The organism is Selenomonadales bacterium 4137-cl (genome assembly GCA_032334055.1).
Lineage (GTDB): Bacteria > Bacillota > Negativicutes > Sporomusales > UBA7701 > Anaeroselena > Anaeroselena agilis.
Genome location: JAUOZS010000001.1, coordinates 3,363,074 through 3,388,508, shown reverse-complemented (window position 1 = coordinate 3,388,508; position 25,435 = coordinate 3,363,074). Strand labels below are relative to the sequence as shown.

The 25,435-nt window shown below is 59.3% G+C and carries 24 protein-coding genes and 1 tRNA gene; 23 read left to right on the top strand and 2 right to left on the bottom strand.

From position 1 onward, the window contains the following. The 5 genes from malQ (at nucleotide 1) to Q4T40_17700 (ending at nucleotide 6,839) form a co-directional block, all read left to right on the top strand. Nucleotides 1–3,447: a 4-alpha-glucanotransferase gene (gene malQ, locus Q4T40_17720; GenBank protein ID MDT8903076.1), complete on the top strand. Its 3,447-nt coding sequence runs from the start codon at nucleotides 1–3 to the stop codon at nucleotides 3,445–3,447. A gap of 124 nt (nucleotides 3,448–3,571) precedes the next feature. Further along, nucleotides 3,572–4,639, top strand: coding sequence for an HD-GYP domain-containing protein (locus Q4T40_17715; GenBank protein ID MDT8903075.1), 1,068 nt, complete (start codon nucleotides 3,572–3,574; stop codon nucleotides 4,637–4,639). Nucleotides 4,640–4,843: 204 nt separating this feature from the next. Continuing rightward, a complete protein-coding gene (locus Q4T40_17710; protein MDT8903074.1) occupies nucleotides 4,844–5,452 on the top strand; it encodes a C40 family peptidase in 609 nt (202 codons plus the stop codon). A gap of 136 nt (nucleotides 5,453–5,588) precedes the next feature. Further along, the gene (locus Q4T40_17705; protein ID MDT8903073.1) at nucleotides 5,589–5,816 is read left to right on the top strand and encodes a hypothetical protein; all 228 of its coding nucleotides are present in this window, start codon (nucleotides 5,589–5,591) and stop codon (nucleotides 5,814–5,816) included. Between the two features lie 75 nt (nucleotides 5,817–5,891). Next, nucleotides 5,892–6,839 (top strand): transporter, encoded by a 948-nt coding sequence (locus tag Q4T40_17700; protein MDT8903072.1) that lies wholly within the window; start codon nucleotides 5,892–5,894, stop codon nucleotides 6,837–6,839. Between the two features lie 39 nt (nucleotides 6,840–6,878). On the opposite strand, the gene Q4T40_17695 is transcribed toward Q4T40_17700, so the two are convergent. Continuing rightward, complete coding sequence (locus tag Q4T40_17695; protein MDT8903071.1) at nucleotides 6,879–7,325, bottom strand: SLBB domain-containing protein; 447 nt, start codon at nucleotides 7,323–7,325, stop codon at nucleotides 6,879–6,881. A gap of 430 nt (nucleotides 7,326–7,755) precedes the next feature. Continuing rightward, nucleotides 7,756–8,142 carry a hypothetical protein gene (locus Q4T40_17690; protein MDT8903070.1) on the bottom strand — a complete coding sequence of 129 codons (387 nt, stop codon included), beginning with the start codon at nucleotides 8,140–8,142 and terminating at the stop codon, nucleotides 7,756–7,758. A gap of 154 nt (nucleotides 8,143–8,296) precedes the next feature. Between Q4T40_17690 and Q4T40_17685 the strand changes: the two genes are divergently transcribed. The 18 genes from Q4T40_17685 to glpK all read left to right on the top strand — a co-directional run bounded on the left by Q4T40_17685 (nucleotide 8,297) and on the right by glpK (nucleotide 25,388). Continuing rightward, nucleotides 8,297–8,851, top strand: a complete 555-nt coding sequence (locus Q4T40_17685) for a DUF4412 domain-containing protein (GenBank protein ID MDT8903069.1) — start codon at nucleotides 8,297–8,299, stop codon at nucleotides 8,849–8,851. Between the two features lie 110 nt (nucleotides 8,852–8,961). Further along, a complete protein-coding gene (rmuC, locus tag Q4T40_17680) occupies nucleotides 8,962–10,200 on the top strand; it encodes a DNA recombination protein RmuC (GenBank protein MDT8903068.1) in 1,239 nt (412 codons plus the stop codon). Between the two features lie 56 nt (nucleotides 10,201–10,256). Next, nucleotides 10,257–11,303, top strand: coding sequence for a 3-oxoacyl-[acyl-carrier-protein] synthase III C-terminal domain-containing protein (locus Q4T40_17675; GenBank protein ID MDT8903067.1), 1,047 nt, complete (start codon nucleotides 10,257–10,259; stop codon nucleotides 11,301–11,303). Then, nucleotides 11,297–11,812 (top strand): isoprenylcysteine carboxylmethyltransferase family protein, encoded by a 516-nt coding sequence (locus Q4T40_17670; protein ID MDT8903066.1) that lies wholly within the window; start codon nucleotides 11,297–11,299, stop codon nucleotides 11,810–11,812. Before Q4T40_17675 ends, Q4T40_17670 begins: the two co-directional genes overlap by 7 nt. 59 nt (nucleotides 11,813–11,871) lie before the next feature. Beyond that, nucleotides 11,872–11,947, top strand: a tRNA-Ala gene (locus Q4T40_17665). A 179-nt stretch (nucleotides 11,948–12,126) separates the two neighbouring features. Then, the gene (locus tag Q4T40_17660) at nucleotides 12,127–12,990 is read left to right on the top strand and encodes an AraC family transcriptional regulator (protein ID MDT8903065.1); all 864 of its coding nucleotides are present in this window, start codon (nucleotides 12,127–12,129) and stop codon (nucleotides 12,988–12,990) included. 125 nt (nucleotides 12,991–13,115) lie between these two features. Beyond that, a complete protein-coding gene (locus Q4T40_17655) occupies nucleotides 13,116–13,928 on the top strand; it encodes an OmpA family protein (protein MDT8903064.1) in 813 nt (270 codons plus the stop codon). A gap of 22 nt (nucleotides 13,929–13,950) precedes the next feature. After that, nucleotides 13,951–14,856, top strand: coding sequence for a hypothetical protein (locus Q4T40_17650; protein MDT8903063.1), 906 nt, complete (start codon nucleotides 13,951–13,953; stop codon nucleotides 14,854–14,856). A 37-nt stretch (nucleotides 14,857–14,893) separates the two neighbouring features. After that, the gene (locus Q4T40_17645; GenBank protein ID MDT8903062.1) at nucleotides 14,894–15,463 is read left to right on the top strand and encodes a hypothetical protein; all 570 of its coding nucleotides are present in this window, start codon (nucleotides 14,894–14,896) and stop codon (nucleotides 15,461–15,463) included. A 197-nt stretch (nucleotides 15,464–15,660) separates the two neighbouring features. Beyond that, entirely contained in the window at nucleotides 15,661–17,703 is a 2,043-nt protein-coding gene (locus Q4T40_17640; protein ID MDT8903061.1) for a sigma 54-interacting transcriptional regulator, read from the top strand. 241 nt (nucleotides 17,704–17,944) lie between these two features. Beyond that, the gene (dhaK, locus tag Q4T40_17635) at nucleotides 17,945–18,940 is read left to right on the top strand and encodes a dihydroxyacetone kinase subunit DhaK (protein MDT8903060.1); all 996 of its coding nucleotides are present in this window, start codon (nucleotides 17,945–17,947) and stop codon (nucleotides 18,938–18,940) included. 16 nt (nucleotides 18,941–18,956) lie between these two features. Next, nucleotides 18,957–19,595, top strand: a complete 639-nt coding sequence (gene dhaL, locus Q4T40_17630) for a dihydroxyacetone kinase subunit DhaL (GenBank protein ID MDT8903059.1) — start codon at nucleotides 18,957–18,959, stop codon at nucleotides 19,593–19,595. After that, nucleotides 19,596–19,988 (top strand): dihydroxyacetone kinase phosphoryl donor subunit DhaM, encoded by a 393-nt coding sequence (dhaM, locus tag Q4T40_17625; GenBank protein ID MDT8903058.1) that lies wholly within the window; start codon nucleotides 19,596–19,598, stop codon nucleotides 19,986–19,988. Between the two features lie 155 nt (nucleotides 19,989–20,143). Next, nucleotides 20,144–20,410, top strand: coding sequence for an HPr family phosphocarrier protein (locus Q4T40_17620; GenBank protein MDT8903057.1), 267 nt, complete (start codon nucleotides 20,144–20,146; stop codon nucleotides 20,408–20,410). Between the two features lie 9 nt (nucleotides 20,411–20,419). After that, nucleotides 20,420–22,144: a phosphoenolpyruvate--protein phosphotransferase gene (ptsP, locus tag Q4T40_17615; GenBank protein ID MDT8903056.1), complete on the top strand. Its 1,725-nt coding sequence runs from the start codon at nucleotides 20,420–20,422 to the stop codon at nucleotides 22,142–22,144. Nucleotides 22,145–22,367: 223 nt separating this feature from the next. Continuing rightward, nucleotides 22,368–22,943: a glycerol-3-phosphate responsive antiterminator gene (locus Q4T40_17610; protein MDT8903055.1), complete on the top strand. Its 576-nt coding sequence runs from the start codon at nucleotides 22,368–22,370 to the stop codon at nucleotides 22,941–22,943. Between the two features lie 181 nt (nucleotides 22,944–23,124). Beyond that, nucleotides 23,125–23,850, top strand: a complete 726-nt coding sequence (locus Q4T40_17605; GenBank protein ID MDT8903054.1) for an MIP/aquaporin family protein — start codon at nucleotides 23,125–23,127, stop codon at nucleotides 23,848–23,850. A 41-nt stretch (nucleotides 23,851–23,891) separates the two neighbouring features. Continuing rightward, nucleotides 23,892–25,388 carry a glycerol kinase GlpK gene (gene glpK, locus Q4T40_17600; GenBank protein ID MDT8903053.1) on the top strand — a complete coding sequence of 499 codons (1,497 nt, stop codon included), beginning with the start codon at nucleotides 23,892–23,894 and terminating at the stop codon, nucleotides 25,386–25,388. The last annotated feature ends 47 nt before the right edge of the window (nucleotides 25,389–25,435 follow it).

Below are 25,435 nucleotides of genomic sequence, written 5' to 3'. Positions count from 1 at the left end.
ATGGCGCGCGACTGGCTGTATCACGATTCCCATACCGCCCTGTTCCGGAGGCCTTTCGGCGCTGTTGCCTGCGGGACCGTCATCGACCTGAGCCTGGCGGTCGCCGCCGACCGCCGGGTCGATGCGGTGTTGCTGCGTACCTGGCGCGAAGGCAGTGGGGAAGAGCTTATACCCATGACGCCGCGCGACGAAGCCGACGGCGAAAGACACTACCGCACCGCTCTGGCCGCTCCTGGCGAGCCTGGGTTGGTGTGGTATTATTTTGTCGTCCGCGCCGGTGAAGAAGAGCATTACTATGGCAACAACGAGCGCCAGCTGGGCGGCCCCGGGGCGGTATATTCCTCGCCGCCGCCGTCCTTCCAGATCACCGTCCATCTGCCCGGCGCCGCCGCACCCGCGTGGTACAAGAACGCGGTCGTTTACCAGATCTTCGTCGACCGCTTCTATAACGGCAACCCCGGCGGACGGGTGAAGAACGCCAAACCGGGCAGCCTCATCCACGCTTGTTGGCGGGATGACCCCGTATATGTGCGGGAGCGGGAAACGGGCGCCATCCTTGCCTACGACTTTTTCGGCGGCAACCTCGCGGGGGTGATGGCCAAGCTGACATATCTCAAGGACCTGGGCGTGAGCGCCCTGTACTTCAATCCGGTGTTCGAGGCGGTCAGCAACCACAAGTACGACACCGCCGACTACACCAGCATCGACGCCATGTTCGGCGACAACGACCTTTTTCGCGAGTTATGCGTCCGGGCGGACGATCTGGGCATGGCCGTCATCCTTGACGGCGTCTTCAGCCATACCGGCAGCGACAGCATATATTTCAACAAAGAGGGCCGCTATCCCGGGCCGGGCGCCTATCAGTCGACCGCCTCCGCCTACTATCCCTGGTACCGTTTCCGCCGCCACCCCGACGACTACGAATCCTGGTGGGGGGTGGACGCCCTGCCGGCCGTCGACGAACTCGAGCCTTCCTACCAGGACTTTATCGCCCGTGGCGAGGACAGCGTCGTAAGGCGCTGGCTCAGGCTGGGCGCCAAGGGCTGGCGGCTGGACGTCGCCGACGAGCTGCCGGACGAATTCATCCGCACTTTGCGGCGGGCGGCGAAGGAAACCGACCCCGAGGCGGTGATTATCGGCGAAGTGTGGGAGGACGCCTCCCGCAAGGTCAGCTATGGGGAGCTCCGGGGCTATTTTCGCGGCGACGAGCTCGACGCCGCCACCAACTACCCCTTCCGTCGCGCCGCGATCGATTTCCTCCTCGGCCGCCAGGATGCGGAAGCGACAAAGCAGACACTGTATAGCCTCTATGAAAACTACCCGCGCGAGAATTTCCTCGCCGCGCTCAACCTCATCGGCAGTCACGACGTGCCGCGCATCCTTACGCTGCTGGGCGGCTACGAGGAACCCGAACACGTGGCCTTCAGTGAACAACGGCGGCAGCGTCTGGGGCCCGGCGAACGGGAGCTGGCGGTGCGGCGGCTGAAGCTGCTTGCCCTCTGGCAGATGACCTTCCCCGGCGTCCCGTGCGTCTATTACGGCGACGAGGCCGGGCTGGAGGGCTACGCCGAGCCGCTCAACCGGCGGACCTTTCCCTGGGGCCGCGAAGACGCCGGCCTTACGGCCTGGTATCGGCGGGTCATCGCTGTGCGTAACCGCTATCCCGTGCTGCAGGGCGGCGGCTGGTTGCCCCTCGCCCCTGATCCGGACGCGTTCGGCTATATTCGCTGGCAGGAAGGCGATCAGCCGCCGGACGCGGATATCGCCGTCGTCCTCCTCAACCGCAGCGAGAGGGCGGTGCGGGTGGAGGTCGACTTTGGCGGCAGGTATAGCGGCCTGTTGTTCGATGCTCTCGACGACGGGGCTGAGGTGGCGGCCGGCGACGGCTGTTGCGCTTTGACGCTCGAGCCCTTCGGCGGGCGGGTGCTGGTGAGCGACGGCGGCCGGGAACGGGGCGGGTGTGGCGTACTCCTCCACATAACCTCGTTGCCGTCCGTCCACGGCATCGGCGGCCTGGGGGCGGAAGCCCGCGCCTTCGTCGACTTTCTCGCCGCCGCGGGACAGGACAACTGGCAGATACTGCCTTTAAACCCCGTCGGCCGCGGCAATTCCCCCTACCAAAGCGTGTCCGCCTTTGCCGCCGAGTCGCTGCTTATCGACATCGATACGCTGGAGGCCGATGGCCTGCTCACGGCCGCCGAGGTCGCCGCCGCCCGCGAAAAAAGCGGCCTTGGCGACGGGGCGGACGGCCGGGTTGACTACGGCGCCGTCCGGGTGTATAAGGAGAGGCTTTTCCGTTTGGCTTTCGGCCGCTTCGCCGCCGGCGAGGACTACGATTCTTTCCGCCGTGCAAACGCCGCCTGGCTGGACGACTACGCTCTGTATATGGCACTGGCCGGCTATTTCGACGACGCCTGCTGGCAACGTTGGCCGGCCGACATCGCCGGCCGCGAGGCGGCGGCGCTCACCCGCTACGCCTGCTTGCTGGCGGCGGAGATCGACTACCACGTTTTCCTGCAGTATGTCTTCCGGCGGCAATGGGGGGCGCTCAGGAGCCATGCCCGCGCGCGCGGCGTGAGGATTATCGGCGACCTGCCCATATTTGTCGCCCATTCTTCGAGCGACGTGTGGGCCAACCGCCGCCTGTTTCGCCTTGACGCCGCCGGCAGCCCGACGGCCGTGGCCGGCGTGCCGCCCGACTACTTCAGCGCTACCGGGCAGCTATGGGGCAACCCGCTCTACGACTGGCGCGAGATGGCCAAAGAGGATTACCGCTGGTGGCAAGATCGCCTCGCCAACACGCTTGACCTGGTGGACGTAGTCCGCATCGACCACTTCCGGGGCTTCGCCGCCGGCTGGGCCGTTCCGGCCGGGGCGGCTACCGCCGAACAGGGCAGGTGGGTCAAAGGCCCGGGATATTCCCTGTTCGCAGCCCTGGAGCGGCGGCTCGGCAAGCTGCCGGTTATTGCCGAGGACCTCGGCACGATAACGCCGGACGTTGTGGCTCTCCGGCGGCGCTGCGGCTTTCCCGGCATGAAGGTGCTGCAGTTCTCCTTCGCCTGCGACGGGCAGGGCGACCCTGCGCCGCTTAACTGCGGCCCTGACACCGTCGTTTATACCGGCACCCACGACAACGACACTGTGCGCGGTTGGCACGAGGAGCTGGCCGGCGGCGATGCGGCCGGCCAGGCGTGCGTCGACCGCTATCTCGGCCGGGGTGACGCTTCTTGGCGGATGGTGGAGCTGGCCTATAGCTGCCGGTCGGCACTGGTTATTGTACCGATGCAGGATATCCTCGGCCTTAACGGGACGGCCCGGATGAACAGGCCGGGAACGGTCGGCGGCAACTGGGAGTGGCGTTGCCCGGCCGGCTACCGGGAGGGAGACCTTGCCTCCCGGCTGCGTGCCCTGGCCGCCAGGCACCGGCGAGGGCCGGCTGCGGATTGAGCCGGTGTCGCAATGTGGCATTTTATAGCCGATTTTGTAATCAAGAAGAAGGATATGCCCGGCAATTGTCAGAAATATACTAAAATTAGATTATGCTAGTAGTCGATTAACAGGGGGCTATCCTGTGGCGCTTAAATATAGGAGATATGTCGTCGGTGAGATCAAACCGGGGATGGTGCTCGGGACGGATGCGTTATCCGCCGACGGCAAGGTTATGCTCAGCGCCGGTACCGTGTTTACCGAAGCGACAATAAGGCTCCTGGCCGCGTGGGGATTCGACAGCGCGATTATCCTCGAAGACGAAGCCGTTGGCGATGAGGTCAGGGAAAAACGGCTGTCGGAGCGCATGCTGTTCAACGCCAAGTATGAAGAGACCGTCTCCATGGTCAGGGACGCCTTCGACCAGATACGCTACTTTGAGGAAGTGCCCCTGAAAAAGATGCAGCACTTGTCGGAAAACGCCCTCCTTACCCTGACGGCGACGCCCGGGGCGCTGGGGTACCTCCATTCGCTGCGCGACGTCGACAACTATACCTTTCAGCATTCGGTGAACGTGGCTATCATCTCCGGCGTGCTGAGCCGCTGGTTGGGAGACGACGGCGAACGTATGCGCGACATGGTGCTGGCCGGGCTGCTGCACGATGTCGGCAAGGCGATGGTGCCGCTGGAAATCCTCAATAAGCCCGGCCAGCTTACGCCGGCCGAGATGGAAGTGATGCAGAAGCACTCAGCATACGGCTACGAGATGCTGAAAAAGGCCAAGGTGCTCGCCGGGGACGTTCTCGCCGGCGTGTGGCAGCATCACGAACGCCTCGACGGCAGCGGCTACCCGCGGGGTCTGCGAGGGGGCAACATTCTGCCGAGCGCCCGGATCATCGCCATCAGCGACATATATGACGCCATGACCTCAGACAGGATTTACCGCTTGAAGATGACCCCCTTCCATGTCATCAAAACACTGTTCGAGAATATGTTCGACAAGCTGGACGCCTCGATGTGCACGATCTTCCTCAATAATCTCAAGGATTACTTCGTCGGTACGACAGTAGAACTGAGCGACGGCCGGCTGGCGGAAGTGATCTTTATGGACTGGATCTCGTGGGACCGGCTCACTGTCAGGACATCTGACGGCGAATGCATTCAGTTGGGAGAGCATGCCGAGCAAAAAATCGTCCGCTGCCTCCAGGCGTAATCGGCCGTTGACAATACCCCATCCGCGGCGTTCTGAACGGCCGGGCGTGCAAGTACAAATGAGCGTGTCAAAGCCCGCTTTACCCTTGGGCGGAAGGCGGGCTTTGTTTGTGGCGAATAGATTTACATAATATATTTACATGTGCTATAATGAGTGCTGCCGGCACGGCCGGTCTAATCTTGCATAGAAAAGAGGGGTCGGGATATGCACCGTCACAAGCTTTCCGTTGTCCTGCTCCTGTTGCTGACAATGAGTTTCACTCTCTTTGCCCCGGCTACCGTCGTTCATGCCGCGGCGCTTTCCGACCTGCTGGGCGGTGATAGCGGCGGCAGCGGGCTGTTCAACATCCTGCTCGGGCTGCTGTTCGGTAAGTTGCTGGGCGGTTCCGGGAGTGACACGGATATCGGCAAGGTTCTCGGCCTCAGCACGACTCCGGCGGCACCGAGCGCGAATCCTAACGCGATCATCGCTACAGGCCAGAAGTATATGGGCGTCCCGTACGTCTGGGGCGGTGAGACTCCGGCAGGCTTTGACTGCTCCGGCTTCACGCAGTACGTCATGAAGCAGAACGGCGTCACTATTCCCCGTACCGCCGCCGAGCAATTCGCCGCCGGTTCGCCGGTCGCTAAGGACAAGCTGCAGGCTGGCGACCTGGTCTTCTTCACCACCTACAAGCCAGGCGCTTCCCATGTCGGCTTCTACATGGGCGACGGCAAGTTCCTCCACGCCAGCTCGGGGGCTAAAAAGGTTACCGTTTCAAAGCTCGACGAGGCGTACTACACAGAGCGGTATATCGGCGCCCGCCGCTACTAGTCGGCCGTTGGCAAGCTTCGCTTAGCGGTCCGGCCGCTCTCCCCAAGCCCGCCCATCCAGGCGGGCTTTTCCTTTGCCCGGTTTTTTTCCGCCGCTGGTCTGGTATAATGTAACCATACGCAAAGGGGGTTGGCGGATGGAAAGCTACGAGAAGATCGCAGTCGTTGAAAACCAGTTCGAGGCGCAATTGTTGGGGGAGATTCTCGCCGAACGCCGGATACCTCATGTCCTCAAGTCGTATCATGATGTCGCCTACGACGGCCTGTTCCAGACCCAGAAGGGCTGGGGAGCGGTCTACGCGCCGCCCGAACACAGGGCGGAGATCGAAGAAATCATTGCCAGCCTGCGCGAACGAGAAGGCTAGACGCACGCCGGGACTGGCGGCTCACCGCTGGGAACGGGTTAACATGGTGGTCCGGGAAGGGGATTTTTCGCCCGTATGGATATCGGCTCGAAAATAATATATTTCTTTTTCGATTTGCTGCTGCCGCTGGCGGTCGGCTACATGTGCCGCCGGCAGACGAAATTCGACGACGAATTCTTCCAGCGGATGATGACCTGGGGAATCATGTTTGTCTACCCCGTCCTCGCGTTTCTCGGTTTCTGGGCTACGCGGCTGGACGCGGAACTGATCTGGCTGCCCGTTCTGGGGGTTGTGCTGAGCGTAATTCCCGGTGCGCTTGCTTTCTTCCGCGCCAAGGCCAAATACGCCAGCAGCCTCGACCAGGGCAGTTATGTCATGTCGGCGATGATGTCCAACACCCTAACCCTCGGGGGAGTGTCGGCGTTCATCATCTATGGCGAGACCGGCTTTGCCTACGTGCAGCTGATCACCCTGCTAGCCACGCTGTACCTCTTCCTATTCTGCTTTCCGCTCGCCGGCTGGTACGCCCAGGGCGGCCGGTGGGGGGGAGCGGGAATCTCGGTGGCGTCGGTCATCTTTAGCCGCAACCAACTTCCCGCCCTCGGGCTATTGGTCGGTGCGTGGCTTTATTACAGCGGTATCCCCAGGCCGGCGTGGGCGGGCGCGGTCTTCGATCCTCTCGTCCATATCGGCGCCTGGATGCAGCTCATCCCGGTGGGCTACTCCGTCGATTTCCGGGAAATGCGGCAGTATTGGCTGAGCATCCTCGATCTGAATATCATCAAATTCGTAATCACACCCGTCCTGTCGTATGCCATCGGCTCGCTGGTGCTCAGCGACCCGGTGGCGGTCAACACTCTGCTGATTACGGCCAGCACCCCCACCGCAATTCTGTCGGTTGTCGCCGTCAAGCTTCACCGTCTCAACGTTCACATTACCATGGCCTCCTTCGTGCTCACGACCGCCGTATACTTGCTCGTGGTGTATCCGCTCCAGTTCCTGTGGCTGTCGGGGCGGTTGTAGCCGAAAAAAAGAACGGATCGGCTCAACGCCTATCCGTTCTTATCTTTTCTTTGCCTGAGTTAAAGCAGCTTTGGCTGGAGTTGTCGTCTTATTGATATGGATGTGCATTCCGTCTTGGACGGGTTTCATCAGTTCGAGCTTGCCGTTGTCGGCTCCGGCGGCTAATCCGCCTGCCAGTTTGACGATATCGCCCGTCGTGGTTCCGACCGGGACCTTTACCACTCCGGGGTTGGTGACGGCGCCGCTTATGTACACGATCGCGTATTCGGTCTTCGGCGGCGATGGCGGCGGCTGTTGGTGGCCTGATGCGGAAAAAATTCCGGGGGCGAAGGGGTTGTGAAGGTCGGGGACGGCAGGAATCATCAGTGTCAGAACGAGGGCGACCGTCAGGCTGAAAACCGCTTTGCCGCAGAAGCGGAGCTTGCCGCCGTCTTTACGTTTTTTAAGCCTGGCAACCCTGGATGGGCCGCGGACCGGTTCGTACACCTTCTTCCCTCCTTCTGTCCGAGTAGTGGCAGTTATTTGTTGGTAAGAGCTATTATTCGCCAAAATCGTCATAAATCCTGCAAAATTTGTCTTAAAAAGATTACTCAGCAAGAAATTATTTTCCAGAAATTTTTTGTCGTGATTTGTCGAAGAAGATAAAGGGAGGGCGGCGGTGGCGCCCCCTTCCGCCCGCCCACGTTATCAGGACTCGGGTGTCGTTGCGTTCATAGGGCCGTCGATGTATTCAAGCGCGGCGTGCAGGGAATCCCGTACAGGGTCGCGCACCATGGCCGAGTCTTTCATGGCCAGCGGTTCAGGATTGTTGGGCCCGTAGTCTTGGTTGATCGATGGTTTATTGATGGAAAACACCCCCTGCTCTAGTTATGTTTCTCAGCGTCGACTGGTGCGGACGCGCTGTCCGGGCTCGCGCCTAAACATCGCCGCCGTTAGCCTTGATAATGCCAACCGCCTCGTCCACCCGCGGTTCGGGAACAAAAGCCACCAGTGTAAAGGCGGCGCCCCCTGCCATGCCGTAGCCGCGGGCGCTCATGCCGCTCACCGAGGGGTCGGCGTCCATCAGCACCTTAGTGGCCTGGTTTTCGTCGTTGGGCGAGTTTGTGGAAAAAAGGACGAGGCTGGCTAGGGATTCGGCTTGGTGGGAAATGGGGTCGTTGATATACGGGTCTTGGGAGACGCCATAGCGGCTGTTCCGGCGGATGTGAACATCGGCGAGTCCGGCGGCGGCGAGGGCGTCCGCGGTTGTCCGCGCTTTGCTGCTGGAGGGGAAACTGGCGATGATGGTTCGTTCCTCGGGCATGGTTTACGACCTCCTTTGAGATTAATATAAGCCGGCGGCAGACGGGCTATCCCGCCTCAAGCTCAAGTCAGCGCATTTTCCGCGGCGGCGGCAGGGAAATGGTCTTTTTTACCGAACTTTTCCATCTATAGTACTACAGCGGGAGGATGATCAAATGAGAGTTCGGTTTTGGGCATGCTTGATTATGACGGCGGCGCTGCTGTGCGGGACGATGTCGGTAGCGCTGGCTTCCCAAGGTTTCAGTGCCGATATCGTCTCTGCCCATGGCAATCAGACCATGCAGGGGAAGATCTATGTCGCCGGGGAGAAAATGCGCTTTGAAACAGCCGGGATGGCAACCATTACCCGGATGGACAGAAAGGTTGTCTGGCTGCTGATGCCGTCCGAGAAGATGTATATGGAGCAGCAGTTCCGGCCGGAGAACGTAGTACCCAGCAGCGAGACACTGTCAGGCGAAGTCGAGCGGACGCTGCTAGGTACGGAAACGGTAAACGGAATGGTAGCCGACAAGTATCGCATCACCGTCCAGACCGACGGCAAGCGCCACTCTTTCCTGCAATGGCTGGCGAAAGACTCGCTGCTCCCCGTCAAGACGGCCGCCGAGGACGGCTCGTGGTGGCAGGAATATCGCAACGTCAAGGCCGGCGAACCGGACCCCTCCCTGTTCGACCTGCCGGAGGGCTACAAAAAGTTTTCCATGGGATTATAACGGTTGTCGAAGGCTTGCAGCAAAGCTGCAAGCTTTTTTGTTTCCGCTGCTGGAGGAAAAGCGGCTGTGGAAGAGGAATAATACTAGAACAAATGTTTGGAGGATAACCTATGCTGGAAAAACTGCTGCTTATTTCTCTGGGGCTCAACATCGCCGCGCTCGCTCTGCTGGCCTTCGGGCTGGCCCGCGGCGGCAGCGGCCGGGAGGGGCAGGAGCGGCTGGAACGGGCGGTGAAAGAGGAGATTGCTCTCAGCCGGCGGGAGAACGGCGAGGCTCTGCGGCAATTCGGCGACTCGGTGCAGGCCCGCATGGCGGATATCGCCACCCTCCAGACTGCGCAGATGGACGCTTTTTCCCGCCAACTCCTGGCGCTGACCCAAAGCAACGAACACAAACTGGAGCGGCTGCGGGAGACGGTGGAGGAGCGGTTAAAGCTGCTGCAGGCGGATAACAACCGGCAGTTGGAGGAGATGCGGACGACGGTTGACGAAAAGCTGCACGCCACTCTCGAAAAACGTCTGGGCGAGTCCTTCCGCCTGGTGAGCGAACGGCTCGAACTTGTTCACAAGGGGCTGGGCGAAATGCAGTCGCTGGCGTCCGGCGTGGGCGACCTAAAACGCGTGCTTACCAATGTCAAAACCCGCGGCATTTGGGGGGAGATCCATTTGGCGAGCCTGCTGGAGCAGGTGCTGACCGTGGAGCAGTATGCCCGCAATGTGGCCACGAAGCCGGGCAGCGCCGAACGGGTGGAATTCGCCATTCGCCTGCCGGGGCGGGACAAGGACGAGGGGACGGTGTGGCTGCCCATCGACGCCAAATTTCCCCAGGAGGACTACCAACGCCTCCTCGACGCGCAGGAGCAGGCCAACCCGCTCGCCGCGGAAGACGCTGCCCGCAGCCTGGAAGTCAGAATCAAGGCTGAGGCCAAGGCCATCCGGGAGAAATATATCGACCCGCCCCATACCACCGATTTCGCCATCCTCTTCCTGCCGGCGGAAGGCCTGTTCGCCGAGGTGCTGCGGCGGCCCGGCCTTTGCGATATGCTGCAGCGCGACTACCGGGTGGTGATAACCGGCCCGACGACGCTGACGGCGCTGCTGAGCAGCCTGCAGATGGGCTTCAGGACGCTGGCGGTGGAGAAACGCTCCAGCGAGGTGTGGGCGCTGCTGGGGGCGGTAAAGACCGAGTTTGGCCGCTTCGGCGAGATGCTGGAGAAGACGCAGAAAAAGCTTCAGGAAGCCTCAAACTCCATCGAGACGGCGGCCCAGAAGTCCCGCACCATCGAACGCAAGCTGAAGACGGTCCAGGAACTGCCTGCCGCCGAAGCAGCCGCTACTCTCGCAGAGTAATTTTTTACCACCCCTGCTCATAGTGTATGATAACGATTATGAGAAGGGGTGGTTTCATGTCCGGACCGAGGGTGCGGGCGGTGGGGCTGGCTGTACCGCCTTATGCCGTCCGGCAGCAGGACGTCAAGGAATTCGCCGCCTTCCTTTTTCAGGAGAAGCTCGACCACCTTGAACGCCTGCTGCCGGTATTCGACAACGCCTGCATCGCCAAACGGCACCTTGCTCAGCCGCTCGCCTGGTACGCGGCCGAGCACTCCTTCGCGGAAGCCAATCTTCTCTTCGGGGAAATCGCCCTGGAGATGGCTGTCGCGGCCGCGGCGCAGGCACTCGAACGCGCCGGCGTCGCGGCCGCCGATGTGGGGTTGGTGATTTTTGTCTCGTCCACCGGCATTACCACGCCGACTCTAGACGCCAAACTTATCCAGCGGCTGGGCATCTCGCCCAACGCCGCCCGCCTGCCGGTGTGGGGCCTGGGCTGCGCCGGCGGTGTCACCGGGCTGGCGCGGGGAGCGGAACTGGCCGCGGGTGTGCCCGGCCGCGCCGTACTGCTGGTGGCGGCCGAACTTTGCAGCCTCACCTTCCAGCGCAACGACTTTTCCAAATCCAACCTGGTGGGGGCGGGCATCTTCGCAGACGGCGCGGCTGCCGCCGTGATAACAGCCGACGGTGAGGGGCCTGAGCTGCTGGGCGCCCGCAGCACCCTGTTCGCCGACACCGAGGACATCATGGGCTGGGATTTGATCGACACCGGCCTGAAGGTGAGGTTTTCCCGCGACATCCCGGCCTTTATCCGTCGTTACCTGCCCGGGCTGGCGGCCGCGGCCTGCCGCGAGTGGGGGCTGGCGCCGGAAGATATCGTCCACTTTGTCGTCCATCCCGGCGGCGCCAAAGTGCTCGACGCGTACGCCGACAGCCTCGGTCTGCCGGCGGCGGCGCTTACGGCGGCCTACGAGGTTCTGGCCGACTACGGCAACATGTCCAGCGCCTCGGTGCTGTTCGTGCTGGAGCGGTTTATGCGCGAGACGCCGCCGGCGGGCCGCTATGGCGCTATGCTCGCCCTGGGGCCGGGGTTCAGCGCCGAGCAGGTGCTGTTCCGGTGGTAGGCTGGCTGACGGCAGCGGTGACCGCGGTTGCCGTCCAACGCCTCGCCGAGCTCGTCCTGGCGTGCCGCAACCGACGTTGGCTGCTCGCCCGGGGCGCCCGCGAACATGGCGCCGGGCACTATCCGCTGTTCGTCGCCCTCCATGCCGGCTGGCTGGCCGGCTGGCTGGCGGAGGCGCTCATGCGCGGCGGCGGCCCCAGCGTCCTTTGGCCGCTGTGGACCGCCCTTTTTCTTACCGCCCAGATTCTGCGCTACTGGTGCATCGTCAGCCTCGGCCACCGCTGGAACACCCGCATTCTCGTCCTGCCGGGCATCCCGCCCGTCCGACGCGGCCCTTACCGTTATCTGCGGCATCCGAACTACCTGGCGGTGACGGTCGAGCTTTTGTGCGGGCCGCTCATCTTCGGCGCCTGGCTAACGGCGCTGGCGGCCGGCCTTATGAACGCTTGGCTTCTCCTGGCCGTGCGCATCCCGGCAGAAGAGAAAGCGCTGGCCGAGTTGACAGAATAGGTTTGGCTTGCAAATTGGCGCGCGCTGTTATACAATACTACTAGACTGTTTTGGCACATGGGGGCGTAGCTCAGATGGGAGAGCGCTTGGCTCGCATTCAAGAGGTCAGGGGTTCGATCCCCCTCGTCTCCACCAGATGTATCAAGGCTTCGGAGGACTACCTCCGAAGTCTTTTTTCTTTATAACGCCCACTTTGCAAATGATGCAGAACAGCGGGGCACTATCAATGGTTTGCTAAATTCAGGATTATGAAAGGAAACAAGTAAAGATAAACGAAACTAATAAATATAGTTACGATTGCGCGGGTGAAGTGCATGCCAGAACGATACAAGCATTTGCTTGGCGACGGGCCATACCCTCCGATGGACAACTTCGATATTTTTTGTAGTGAAAAGGTCGGGGTTTTCGTATGCAAAGAACCGACCGAAATACCTGTCTGGAGTCATGCTCACAGCAGCTATGAGTTTGATGTCGCGTTTTCGGCCCCGCCCTTATTCCAAGTGGAGAAAAAGCAGAAGAACATCGAGATCCACAAAATGATCGCCATCAATCCGGATCAGGAACATAAAAACGTTGTTCCGCTGAGTGCGGCGACCTTTTGCGCAATACAGGTGGATCGGCTGTATTTGCAGGAAATGGCTCGCCAGACATACGGCAAGCCGGGGATATGTTTCGATTACGAACAGTTTTTTTATGATTATGAACTAAGAGCTATTATGCAGTCGATCATTACGGAAACAAACAGTAAACAACTGGGTTATCAGTTTGTTATTGAAAGTCTGTGCGTCCAACTGATAGTGGAACTGTTCCGCAAGATCAAACACAATTTACCGTCGTCGGAGAACCGGCGCACCTATTATGAACGGGATAGCATCAACCGCGTAATCGCTTTTCTTCAGGAAAACCATAACCAGGAGTATTCGCTGGACGAAGTGTCCCGGATGGCGAACTTCAGCCCGTATTATTTCATCCGGATATTCAAAGCGCAGACCGGAAAGACTCCGTACGAGTTTTTGATGGAGATCAAGATTAGAGAGGCTTGCCGCCTGCTAAAAGCAGGCGGCAAATCGATAACCGAGATTGCTTATCTTTGCGGGTTTGGTAATTCCAGTCATTTTTCTACGGTATTCAAGCGGAAAATAGGCGTTTCGCCGCTGGAGTACCGAAAACGATCGTAGGGTGCGCAATAGGACAATATCAATAAAACATACGGCAATAATGAAAAATTGCTCCCGGAAATAACCTGGTATTCTTAAAATGTTGGTAACTTTTAAGAATACTTTTTTTGAAAGGGGAAAGTAGGATGATATTAAGGAAAGTTTTGCTTGTGCTCCTGGCGGCGTTATTCCCGATGGCGGTAGCTTTCGCAAACCAGGATAACGGAAAAGACGCGCCTTATTTTTCCCGGATGCCTAACTATTATGTTGCCGAAAGTTCACAGCAGGAGTACGATTCCCATACCTTCGTCATTCCGGATAATGAAGTCAAGGTCGAGGGCAAAAAATATATAGTCGAATATGCCCCCAAAGACGAGAACAACCCGCCGTCCGCCATACAAATAATCCGCAACTATGCTAACGCGGCGGTCAGCAAGGGCGGAAAGGTGCTGTACCAGGAAGCCGACGAGCGGATTCTTACCGCCAGGATGCAGAGCGGCGGCAAGCAAGTCTGGTTGGAGGTCGTGGTGGCGACTAGCGGAGAATACCGCGTGACCATCGTTGCCAAAGAGGCGCTGCGTCAGGACGTCAAAGCCAGTGATCTGCTTACCGCGCTGAATAATAACGGACATGTGCCGCTGTATATAAACTTCGATACAGGCAAAGCGGCTGTTAAGCCGGAACATCAGTCCGTTATTGATGAGATAGCCGTCTTGCTGACTCAAAACCCCGGTCTGCGGCTGATTATCGAAGGGCATACCGATAATGTCGGCGACGCAGCCGGCAACAAGACGCTGTCGGAACAGCGCGCCAACGCGGTAATGGACGCCCTGGTGCAAAAGGGCATTGCCGCCGATCGTCTCCAAGCGGTGGGGTATGGTCAGGAAAAACCGGTTGCCGATAATGCGACTGATGAGGGACGGGCGAAAAACCGCCGCGTGGAACTGGTGAAGAGATAGGGTGAACCGGGAGGATTATCGGGTGACGATAGTGGCCAAAAAGAAGGGGCTGGCCGGTTTAAGGCTGTACGTAATATTTATGCTGACCGTTTGCCTTGCCGGGCTCTGTGCCGTGGCCTGTGCCGACGGCGGAAACCGGCCGGCAACTACGGCGGAAAAGGATTATTACGCGCGTGTCATGAATACGGCGGCCAGGGCGCTTCCCGCCGGACCACCGGGCTGGAGCCTGGTGGAAAAGACAAAAATTGAAGAACTTAAATGGGTGTCGCCGTCTGTGGATCAAGGCTATTATCTGGGGGCGGATTATCATATCGCCTGGAAGGACGCCGCCCGGGAAAAAGAGGCGCAGGATGCCGCCGCACGGAAGCTGGGTGACAATAGCCAAAAACCCAATCCCGAGCAGGATAAACTGCTTAAGGCTCTGGAACGGATAAGCGCGGAACTGGGCAAAGCCGTCGAGCGGGGCGACGAGGCCGGCGTTCGGCAGCTTAGCGAAGAGTTGGATAAAGTAAGCCAAAGGATGGAGGCAATAAATAACGCCCGGGCCCAACAGGAAGACGAAATCAGCATCCAGAACAGGCCGCACGATACCACGCTGGCGATAGACGTGTGGGTCAACACCCATATTTCGCTGCCCGCGACGGCGGCTGCGGCCGATCCGCCGGTTGCCGGGGCGTGGGCTTTGCGGACCGAAGGCGAGTTTTTTCGCGAACAAGGCTGGCAGGAAGGCTGCACGTACGTGTTTTTAGGCAGCTTTTGGGAGGACGGCGTAAGTCAATACATCGGGCAAACGCCTGACCTGAAATTAGGTCTGCCCCCGACCCGAATCCAGTCAGTTGTCGTTATCGTGCGTGCTGACCCCGCGCGGGTCCAAACGGTTTTGCGTCAGATTGACTGGACTGCCCTGAAAAGCTTGCTCGCCAACTGACGGTGCTTGATGAAAAGCAGAAAACGGAGGGATTTGTATGCTGAAAAAAATCGGCGCATCGTTTATCGTAACGGTCGCCGTTGTGGCGCTAAGTGCGGCGGTGGCGCTTGCCAATCCGCAGGAAATATGTCCGCAGGGGTTTATGATCGGCGAACAAAATATGTTGGACGCGGGAATGTACGTTGAGACCAGTTTCCGGGCGACAAGACCGAATAATGTTCCTAACCGCCAGTTCTATCAAGGCCTGGAGACGACTGAGCTGGAATATTTTCACCGGGGATATAAAGATCCCTTTTACCGGACCGGGAACAAGCGTTATACCGAAGAGGCCGAACAGGATGTCGGTGAGCGCGGGCAGCGCAGCGAAGCGAGGACAATCGCCTTTATGGAACGGGAACCGTTCAGCGGCGGTACGGTTTACTGGTGGAAGATCACGCATCAGCACGGGGCCGGACTGGGTCGCGACGTGGCCCCGGTGGTGACCTACGACGCTTGGTTCGTTGCGGAGGAAAAAATGCGGGTGTTGAGCATCAAGATCAGTGGCGCATACGCGTCCCAGCCGCAGATCCGCGAATGGCTGGAGCAGATGGTGGCGCGTACGCGGTAAATCCGCTAAGTCTCGGATCGCGAGTGCCGCAGGCAATGAGGCTCATAAATCATAAACGAAGAAGCATAAGTCGCCGCTCGGCGGGCTTATGCTTCTTTTGCTCGGCCAATGAGCAATTTCCGGTCGTCCGGAAGGAATTTCGTTTTTGCTGAGAGAAGGAGGGTAAGGAGATGGCATAATTTAGAAGGTGTTTTGCGATGCAAAAGGCTGTAATCAGGCATAGCAAGGGTCTTCACGCCAGGGTGGCGGCCATGGTTGTTCAAAAATCGCACGAACTTCAGGAGAAATACGGCGCCACCTTATATTTTCAGATTCGCAGTCATGAACCGGTGCTGGCGAACAGCCTGATACCCATCGTCGCGCTGCGGGTCAAAGTCGGCGACGAGATATCCGTATCGGGAAAAGGGCCGATGGCGAGCACCGCTGTAGCCGAAATGGTCGAATTTCTCGAAAGCGATTTTTTGATCAGCGATTCGGAAACGATCAGCAAAGTCGATAACGTTTTGCAGAATAACGCGTTTACTGCCGAGCTCGTCTTCAACAGCATGGCCAACGGGCTAGTCGTTACCGATGAGAACGACATTATCACCGTATTTAACCCGTCGGCGGAAAAAATAATGGCGATCAAGGCCGATAAAGCAATCGGGAAAAACGTTTGCGAGGTAATACCCCATACCAGGCTTCACATCGTTAGCAAGACGATGGTGCCTGAGCTCGGCTCGCGCCAGGTTATCGAAAAAGCGGTCATAATCACCAACCGTACCCCGCTCGTCGTGGACGGACAGTCAAAGGGCGCCGTGGCGATCTTCGAGGATATATCGTCCCTGGAAAATGTCACCGGCGAGCTGCGGGAAGTGAAGGAACTGAAGGAAAGGCTGCATCTTATCCTGGAGTCGGTGCAGGACGGGATATGCGTCGTCGACAAAAAGGGCATTATAACATATGTCAACCCGGCCTATACAAGGATCACGCAAACACCGGCCGCTAAGCTTATCGGCCGGAATATAGCCCATATTTCGCCGCTCGGGGCGCGATCCAAGGCGCTGCTGACCGGGAAGCCCGTGTTGGGCAGCATCAGCCGGAAGGCGAACGGCCAAACGATCGTCGCGAACGTAAATCCCATTGTGATCGACAACGAGGTCGCCGGCGTCGTGTCGGTAGTGAAAAACATGTCCGAAGTGCAGGCTATTGTTGATAAACTGAACGAGGTTACGGCGCGGGCCGAATATTTGGAGCAGGAACTGAGGCGGGCGAAAAAGCCGTCGCTCGCTTTTAACAAATTCGTCGGCAGGAGCGGAATCGTTTTGGACGCGCTGGCGATTGCCGCGAAAGCCGCCGAAGGGCATTCGACGGTTTTAATCCGCGGCGAAAGCGGCACAGGCAAGGAGCTGGTCGCCGAGGGCATCCACTTTGCCAGCCCCAGAGCCAGAGGGCCGTTCATTCGCGTCAACTGTGCCGCTATCCCCACGTCGCTGCTGGAAAGCGAACTGTTCGGACATGAGAAGGGAGCCTTCACCGGAGCGGTAAAAAGGAAACTGGGGAGCTTCGAGCTTGCCGACAAAGGGACTATTTTCCTGGATGAAATCGGCGATCTGGAGAAAAGCGTGCAGGCGAAACTGCTCAGGGTGCTGCAGAAAAAGGAATTTCAGCGGGTTGGCGGTGAAGGGACGATCTCTGTGGATGTGAGGATAATTGCCGCCACCAACCGGGATCTGGAGAAGATGGTCGCCGGCGACGAATTTCGCGAAGACTTGTACTATCGCCTGAATATTATCCCGATTGTGTTGCCCCCGCTGTGGCAGCGGAAGGAAGATATACCCCTATTGGTGGAACATTTCCTCAGGAGCATATGTGCCGAACAGAATAAGAAACTCAGGGGGATAAAGCCCGATGCGCTGGAGGTGCTGATCAAGTATCGGTGGCCGGGCAACGTCCGCGAGCTCGCAAATATTATGGAACGGATGATTACCCTTGCGGAGGGGCCGTATATCGGCATCGACGACCTGCCTATCTACCTGCGGCAGGAGCTTTACGCCGCGGTCGAAGAGCCGGGCGCGTTCGTCAGCAGCGATACGGTGTTGCCCTGGGAGGCCTATGAACGAATTATCATCGAAAATTCGTTGCGCAAGTACGGTACGTTCAACAGGGCGGCCAAAGCCCTGGGGCTTACCCATAAGACGGTCGCGACCAAGGCTCGTAAATACGGGCTGGAGAAAATGACGACCTGGGAAAAAGTATGAGTGCTGGTAAAAAGTATCAAGAGTTATCCAATTCTTGATACTTTTTACTAGTCTATCCGTTGGGGCTGGCTGCCTGCTGATGGCTTGTTTAAGCCATTTTCTTTGTTGGTATGTTTCGTGCAGTAATAAATGGCGATCGAAAATACAGGGCGTCACGGCTTTAACGCTGGCGGACGGGGGGGATTGTCGGATTGTCGGCAGATAGCCGCTTTGTCAAACAGAGATGTCAGGAGGTAAAGCGATGAAAAAAATAATCAACCACCCTGAGCAGGTCGTGGAAGAAATGCTGGAGGGCATTGTATCGGCCCATCCGCAATATGTCAAACGGGTGCAGGGTTTCAACGTGCTGACTAGGGCCGGCGGTCCCTCCGCCAAGGTGGCGCTGGTAAGCGGCGGCGGCAGCGGCCATGAGCCTTCCCACGGCGGTTTCGTCGGGCGGGGCATGCTCGACGGCGCGGTGGCCGGAGCGGTTTTCACGTCGCCGACCCCCGATCAGGTATTCGAGGCCGTTAAGGCGGTCGACGGCGGCAAAGGCGTGTTGTTGGTCATCAAGAACTACACCGGGGATGTCATGAATTTCGAGATGGCCGCCGAAATGGCCGAGGCCGAAAACATCCAGGTCGAAAAGGTTGTCGTTAACGACGACGTTGCGGTTGAAAACAGCACCTGGACAACCGGACGCCGCGGCATAGCCGGCACGGTCTTCGTGCATAAGCTCGCCGGCGCCAAGGCCGAAGCCGGCGGCACGCTGGCCGAGGTCAAGCGGGTGGCGGAAAAGGTCGTCGCCAACGTGCGGTCGATGGGTATGGCGCTGGCGCCCTGCACCGTTCCGGCCGCCGGTAAACCGAGCTTCACGCTGGCAGAAAACGAGATCGAAATCGGCATGGGTATTCACGGTGAACCGGGGACGCACCGGGAGGCTATTCGCTCCGCCGACGAGATCGTGGACCATCTGATGGAAAAGATTCTGGCCGACAGTCCGGTCGCGGCCGGGCAAGAGGTCGCCGTGCTGGTAAACGGCCTTGGCGGCACGCCTACAATGGAGCTTTATATTGTCAGTCGCAAAGTGGCGCAAATGCTCGCCGGCAAAGGGGCTAAAACTGTGAAGACCTTTGTGGGCAACTACATGACGTCTTTGGAAATGGCCGGGTTTTCGATTTCGGTGCTTAAACTGGACGGCGAGTTGAAGGAGCTGCTGCTCGCACCGGCGGATACGCCCGCGTTTGTCCAGTTCTGACAGGGAGGTAAGCGATTTGAGCGTGGCAATATCAGCACTTGAAGCGGTAAGCGAGGCGATCGGCAGGAACAAGGAATATCTAACAAGCCTTGATGCCGCTATCGGCGACGCCGATCACGGCATCAACATGGCGCGCGGGTTTGACGCTGTCGTCGCGAAAGCGAGGACTTTGCCGCCGGACGCCGATGTCGGCACAGTGCTCAAAACAGCGGGCATGACGCTGATATCGACCGTCGGCGGCGCTGCCGGCCCGCTCTACGGCACCGCTTTCCTGCGGGCGGCCGGCACCGCCCAGGGCGCCGCTATCGACGGTGCGGCCGTGATCAGAATGCTGGAAGCGGCAATCAACGGCATCAAAGAACGCGGCAAGGCCGTTCGCGGCGAAAAGACGATGCTTGATGCCCTGGAGCCGGCCGTAGAAGCGTTTGCCGACCGGTATAAGGCCGGTAGGCCGCTGGTGGAGTGTCTGGACGCGGCGTGCGAGGCGGCCGACAAAGGAGTAGCCTTTACCAAGACCATCATTGCAACCAAGGGACGGGCCAGCTATCTCGGCGAACGCAGTATCGGCCACCAGGACCCCGGCGCCACTTCATCCTTCATCATCCTGAAGGCGCTGGCTGATTTTTGCCGGCAATACGAATCGGGAGAGAACTAAATGGTAGGTATCGTTATCGTTTCACACAGCGCGAAAATCGCGGAGGGAATCCGCGACATGGCCGTGCAGATGGCAAAGCCCGGGCAGAAGATCGTTGCCGCCGGTGGCGCGGGCGAAGGGGTTATCGGCACGGATGCCGTCAAAATATACGAAGCGATCAAGGAAGCCGATCTCGGCGACGGGGTGGTTGTCCTGGTCGACCTCGGCAGCGCCATATTGAGCACCGAGACGGCCTTGGAGCTACTTGACGAGGATACCCGTATGCGGGTGCGGATCGCCGATGCGCCTGTTGTCGAAGGCGCTATCAGCGCTGCTGTCCAAGCCTCGTTGGGCGGTGACCTGACGGAAGTGGCGGCGACTGCGGAAGGCGCGCGCGAACTGCACAAGAAGTGACGAAGGCGAAAGCTTTCCGCCACAGACCGGACAATTGCGTTATTGCCGATTTACAAGCATTAAAACCGGCCGCCGCCGTTTCCGGCGAAAAAAACGGGAACGGCGGCGCAAGGTGCATCCTGTCACTTTGGAAATTGCGGAAGGAATTGATGAAGATGATAGAGGCTGTGCTGAAGATCTCCAACCCGACGGGCCTGCACGCCCGGCCGGCAGCGCAGTTTGTTCAGAAGGCGGCAAGTTTCAGCAGCAAGGTTACGATAATCGGCAACAATAAAGTGGCTGACGCCAAAAGCATTTTGTCTGTCATGGGCATGGGGCTTAATTATGGCGCGGAAATCACCGTGACTGCTGACGGCGAGGACGAGAAAGAGTGCTTGGAATCGCTGGTTGCCTTGATTGAGGGCAATTTTGGCGAAGGGTAGGTACGGGGAATGGCGGCAATTCTGAAAGGAATCGGCGCGGTGGACGGCACCGCCGTCGGCAAAGTGAAGCGGTATGCGCGGGAGTTGACGGAGCGCCTGAATGGTTATATCGCCGAGGATCCAGCCAGGGAAGCGGCAAAATTTCTGGCGGCTCTTGAGAATGCCTCGGACCAGATCGGAAGAATAAGCGAACGCGCCCGGAAAGCGCGGGAGAATAGTCAGCTCGCCATCATGGAGGCGCATCAGGCGATGCTTGGCGACCCTGTCTTGAAGGAGACGGTGCTCGGTAAAATAGCCGGTTCGCTTCCGGCCCCGAAAGCGGTAATCGAGGCTGCCGAGGAATACGCGAACATATTCGCCGCCATGGACGACGATTATTTGCGCGAACGGGGCGCCGACGTTCTCGACATCGGCAACCGCATAGCAGGGATTTTGCTCGACGTCCGCGACGATGCCCTCGATGGCGAACCGGGCATCATATACGCCCGGGATATTCCGCCGTCGGTTCTGAGCGACATGGCCGGCGACGCGGCCCAAGGACTGATTCTCGAGCATGGCAGCACGACTTCCCATGCGGTTATAATCGCCAAAGCAAGGGGCATCCCTACCGTTGTCGGCCTTTCCGGGGACAAGTTGCCGGAGGGGGCGCTGGTGGCGATTGACGGGACAGCCGGTGAAGTGGTGGTTGAGCCTGACGAGGAAGATCTCCGCCGTTTTTCCGACCGTATCGAGGCGGAACGGCAACGGCGCGCGCTCGACCTCGCGGCGGCAGCTTTGCCGGCGGTAACGACGGACGGCGTACGGGTGCAACTGGCGGCGAACATCGGCACGCCGCGGGACATCGACCGCGCCGTCGAGTTGGGCTGCGAAGGCGTGGGCCTGTACCGGTCAGAGTTTCTGTTTATGGATCGGGACAGTTTTCCGACCGAGGAAGAACAGTTCGCGGCCTATCGGGCCGTCGCCGAGAAATGCGGCGAGCATCTATGCATCATCCGGACGCTCGACGTCGGCGGCGACAAGCCTCTTCCGCATCTCGACTTCGGCCGGGAGAGCAACCCCTTTCTCGGGTGGCGGGCCATCCGCATCTCCCTCGACCATCCCGAAGTATTCGTTGCTCAGCTAAAAGCCGTCTTGCGGGCCGGCGCTTACGGCAAGGTGGCCGTCATGCTGCCGATGATAATCAGCGCCGCCGAAATAAAAAAGGCGCGGGAATACCTGGCGTACGCGGCCGGCGAGCTCGAACGCGAGGGCAAGGCGTTCGCCGGGAACATTCCGCTGGGGATCATGGTCGAGACGCCGGCGGCCGCGGTGACGGCGGTCCGGCTTGCCGGGGAATGCGATTTTTTCAGCATTGGGACCAACGACCTGACCCAATATACCCTCGCCGTCGACCGGGGCAATCAGAGAGTCCGGGGGCTGTATAATCACTTCCATCCGGCGGTGCTCAGACTTGTTAATGATGTCATAGGCGCCGCCCACGACAACGGCATCTGGGCGGGGGTGTGCGGCGAAATGGCCGGCGACCCGTTGGCGGCTGCTTTGCTCGTAGGCATGGGGGTTGACGAACTGAGCATGAACTCCACCGCACTGCCGCGTGTCAGGGAAAAAATCAGGGGCATAAGCGCCGCGGGAGCGAAAGAACTGGCTGCGGAAGCGCTTTTGCTGAACGACGGCGAACAGATCCGCGCTTTTTTGGCGGAAACCCTGGGCGATCATTCGGAGCGGAGGGAATGACGATGGCGGGTAGCAATTTTCTTTATGGGCGATGCAGGAATTTAAGGATATATATGGAAATAACAGAGGTATACTGGAATATAATTTGGACTGGAGAATTAAGAGAGTCCGAGTTACTCCCCGGAGACTGCTCCAGGGCGTAATTTTGGCTTTTATTTTTATTCTCCTCCCATCCTTTTTTGCCGCGGTTTTCGAGAACAAAGGAAAAAAGGTGATGGTATCGGTGTCAAGAGATATAGTCGGGATGCTGTGCGACGGGCCGGTGATTCCGGCGGCTCGCAATAAAGGGGACTTCGAGTTCGCGCTTTCGCACGTCACTTCACCGAGCATAATCCTGTTGTTCGGCGACATCTTTACCCTGCCGGCGCTTTTGGACAAGGCCAGGCTGGCGAAAAAGCTGGTCATCGTTCACCTCGACCTGATCGAAGGGCTCGGCAAGGATAAAGTCGGCGTCAGGTTTCTCGCCCGGTCCGGGGTGAAGGCGATAATCACGACCAAGCCCCACCTGGGCAGAATTGCGCGCGAAGAAAAGATGATTGTCATCCAACGCTTGTTTCTGATGGATTCCGAGGCGCTCCGGACCGGCATCAACCTGCTGTCGTCGTTCAAGCCCGACGCGGTCGAGGTTTTGCCGGGAACGGTGCCGGTGGCGGCGGTGGTGGAACTTACGCGGGTGACCGGCCTGCCGGTGCTGGCGGGCGGTCTGATAAGCACCGCCGAAGACGTTTCCAGGGCGATCGGCAACGGCATCTGCGCCATAAGCACCAGCAAGCGTGAACTGTGGAACCTTAGCTCATGAATATAGTGCATAGCTGAATACCGTCGGACCAGAGATGAAGAGATGTCCAAATTGTGGCTGGGCGCCAATGCGCCCGGGTTCAATTTGGATGTTTTCTTTTTAGGGGGTGATCGCGGCAAAGCTGAGGAGAAATTAGGAATATTTCCGGAGACAAAAAAATAAAATGAGGAGATGTATCGGTATGACAAATCTGCTTGGCGAATTTTTTGGCACGATGGTCCTAATCATTTTAGGTTGCGGCGTTGTCGCCAACGTGGTCCTGCAGAACTCCAAAGGGGAACGCAGCGGCTGGATAGTGATAACCGCAGGCTGGGCCTTCGCGGTTACGATGGGCGTGTTCGCGGCCGTCGCCACCGGGGCTCCGAACGCCGACCTCAATCCTGCCGTGACTTTGGCGAGATGCATGGCCGGCCTGTATACTCCCGCGCATGCCCTGGTCACGATGGGCGCGGAACTGGCCGGCGCTATCGTCGGTTCCGTGGTCGTATGGCTTGCCTATCTGCCGCACTGGGAGGCGACCGAAAGCCAGGCCCTCAAGCTCGGCGTCTTCTGCACCGCGCCGGCAATCCGCAATCCGGTCGGCAACGTTATCTGCGAGATCATCGGCACCGCTATGCTCTGCCTGGTCTTCTTCACGATGGGCGCGAAGTCGGTCGGGTCGATTCCCGCCGGCGTGGGGCCCTATCTGGCGGGCATCGTCGTCTGGTCTATGGGCCTGAGCCTCGGCGGCCCTACCGGTTATGCCATCAACCCCGCCCGTGACCTGGGCCCGCGGATCGCCCACGCCATACTGCCGATCGCCGGCAAAGGCGGTTCCGACTGGGGATATTCCTGGATTCCCGTTGTCGGGCCGCTCGTTGGCGGCGCCCTGGCCTTCTTCATCGCGAGGGGTCTCGGTTTGGCGTAAGTATTGTTCGCGGCGGGAAAAAACACGGGAGAGTGATTCAAATGGCGAAAAAGTACGTATTGGCCCTCGACCAAGGCACTACCAGCTCACGGGCGATTATCTTCGACGACGCCTCCGGCATCGTGGCAGTGGCGCAGAAAGAATTCACGCAGATCTATCCCAAGCCCGGCTGGGTGGAGCATAACGCCGACGAAATCTGGAGCACCCAGATCGGTGTTGCCGCCGAAGCTGTGGCGAAGGCCGGCATAAATGCCGGCGACATCGCCGCGATCGGCATCACCAATCAGCGGGAAACGACCGTGGTGTGGGATAAGAATACCGGCAAACCGGTGTACAACGCCATCGTCTGGCAGTCCCGGCAGACAGTCGACATCTGCAACGACCTGAAGGCGAAAGGTCTCGAAGCTTCGTTCCGGCAAAAAACCGGGCTGGTTGTCGACGCTTACTTCTCCGGAACGAAGGTCAAGTGGATACTGGACAATGTCGAGGGCGCCCGGGCCAAGGCGGAAAAGGGCGAGCTGCTGTTCGGCACGATCGACACCTGGCTTATCTGGAAGCTCAGCGGCGGCAAAGTGCACGTTACCGACTACTCCAACGCCTCCCGCACCCTGATGTACAATATCCGCAGCCTCAAGTGGGATGAAGAGATCCTCAAGGAGTTGACAGTGCCGGCCTCGATGCTGCCCAGGGTTTATCCGTCGAGCGAGGTATACGGTCATACCGACCCCGGCGTTTTTTTGGGCGCCTCGGTGCCGATCGCCGGCGCCGCCGGCGACCAGCAGGCCGCGCTGTTCGGGCAGACCTGCTTCCGGCCGGGGATGGCCAAAAACACCTATGGCACGGGTTGCTTCATGCTGATGAATACGGGCAGCGAGTTATATGAATCGAAGAACGGCCTGCTGACAACGATCGCCTGGGGCCTGGGCGGCAAGGTCGAATACGCGCTGGAGGGCAGCATATTCATCGCCGGCGCGGCCGTGCAGTGGCTCCGCGACGGGCTGAAGCTCATCGAGACGTCGCCTGACTCCGAATACTTCGCAGCCAAAGTGGCCGACACCGACGGCGTCTATGTCGTGCCGGCCTTCGTCGGCCTGGGCGCCCCTTACTGGGATATGAAGGCGCGCGGCGCGATCCTCGGCCTGACCCGCGGCACCGGCAAGGCGCACATTATCCGCGCCACCCTCGAATCCCTGGCCTACCAGACCAAGGACGTGCTTGGCGCCATGGAAGCCGATTCGGGGATAAAACTGCAGGCCCTGAAAGTGGACGGCGGCGCCGTGGGCAATAACCTTCTCATGCAGTTCCAGGCCGATATCCTGGGCGTGCCGGTCGACCGCCCCGAAATCACCGAAACCACTGCGTTGGGCGCGGCTTATCTGGCGGGACTGGCCGTCGGCGTCTGGAACGACCGCACCGACCTCGTGAAGAACTGGAAGCTCAACACCAGGTACACTCCCGCTATGGATGAGGCCATTCGGGTTAAGCTTTACAGGGGCTGGCAAAAGGCCGTAACGCGCTCCGTGGACTGGGAGGACTGACACCGGGACCGAAACTCAACTGAATGGTGAATAGGATCGGGGGGGTG

What these genes read in the sequence shown, in the direction of transcription:
- malQ (MDT8903076.1), top strand. Translation starts at nt 1, where the DNA reads ATGGCGCGCGACTGGCTGTATCACGATTCCCATACCGCCCTGTTCCGG.
- Q4T40_17710 (MDT8903074.1), top strand. Translation starts at nt 4,844, where the DNA reads ATGCACCGTCACAAGCTTTCCGTTGTCCTGCTCCTGTTGCTGACAATG.
- Q4T40_17705 (MDT8903073.1), top strand. Translation starts at nt 5,589, where the DNA reads ATGGAAAGCTACGAGAAGATCGCAGTCGTTGAAAACCAGTTCGAGGCG.
- Q4T40_17700 (MDT8903072.1), top strand. Translation starts at nt 5,892, where the DNA reads ATGGATATCGGCTCGAAAATAATATATTTCTTTTTCGATTTGCTGCTG.
- Q4T40_17690 (MDT8903070.1), bottom strand. Translation starts at nt 8,142, where the DNA reads ATGCCCGAGGAACGAACCATCATCGCCAGTTTCCCCTCCAGCAGCAAA.
- Q4T40_17685 (MDT8903069.1), top strand. Translation starts at nt 8,297, where the DNA reads ATGAGAGTTCGGTTTTGGGCATGCTTGATTATGACGGCGGCGCTGCTG.
- rmuC (MDT8903068.1), top strand. Translation starts at nt 8,962, where the DNA reads ATGCTGGAAAAACTGCTGCTTATTTCTCTGGGGCTCAACATCGCCGCG.
- Q4T40_17675 (MDT8903067.1), top strand. Translation starts at nt 10,257, where the DNA reads ATGTCCGGACCGAGGGTGCGGGCGGTGGGGCTGGCTGTACCGCCTTAT.
- Q4T40_17660 (MDT8903065.1), top strand. Translation starts at nt 12,127, where the DNA reads ATGCCAGAACGATACAAGCATTTGCTTGGCGACGGGCCATACCCTCCG.
- Q4T40_17655 (MDT8903064.1), top strand. Translation starts at nt 13,116, where the DNA reads ATGATATTAAGGAAAGTTTTGCTTGTGCTCCTGGCGGCGTTATTCCCG.
- Q4T40_17645 (MDT8903062.1), top strand. Translation starts at nt 14,894, where the DNA reads ATGCTGAAAAAAATCGGCGCATCGTTTATCGTAACGGTCGCCGTTGTG.
- Q4T40_17640 (MDT8903061.1), top strand. Translation starts at nt 15,661, where the DNA reads ATGCAAAAGGCTGTAATCAGGCATAGCAAGGGTCTTCACGCCAGGGTG.
- dhaK (MDT8903060.1), top strand. Translation starts at nt 17,945, where the DNA reads ATGAAAAAAATAATCAACCACCCTGAGCAGGTCGTGGAAGAAATGCTG.
- dhaM (MDT8903058.1), top strand. Translation starts at nt 19,596, where the DNA reads ATGGTAGGTATCGTTATCGTTTCACACAGCGCGAAAATCGCGGAGGGA.
- Q4T40_17620 (MDT8903057.1), top strand. Translation starts at nt 20,144, where the DNA reads ATGATAGAGGCTGTGCTGAAGATCTCCAACCCGACGGGCCTGCACGCC.
- ptsP (MDT8903056.1), top strand. Translation starts at nt 20,420, where the DNA reads ATGGCGGCAATTCTGAAAGGAATCGGCGCGGTGGACGGCACCGCCGTC.
- Q4T40_17605 (MDT8903054.1), top strand. Translation starts at nt 23,125, where the DNA reads ATGACAAATCTGCTTGGCGAATTTTTTGGCACGATGGTCCTAATCATT.
- glpK (MDT8903053.1), top strand. Translation starts at nt 23,892, where the DNA reads ATGGCGAAAAAGTACGTATTGGCCCTCGACCAAGGCACTACCAGCTCA.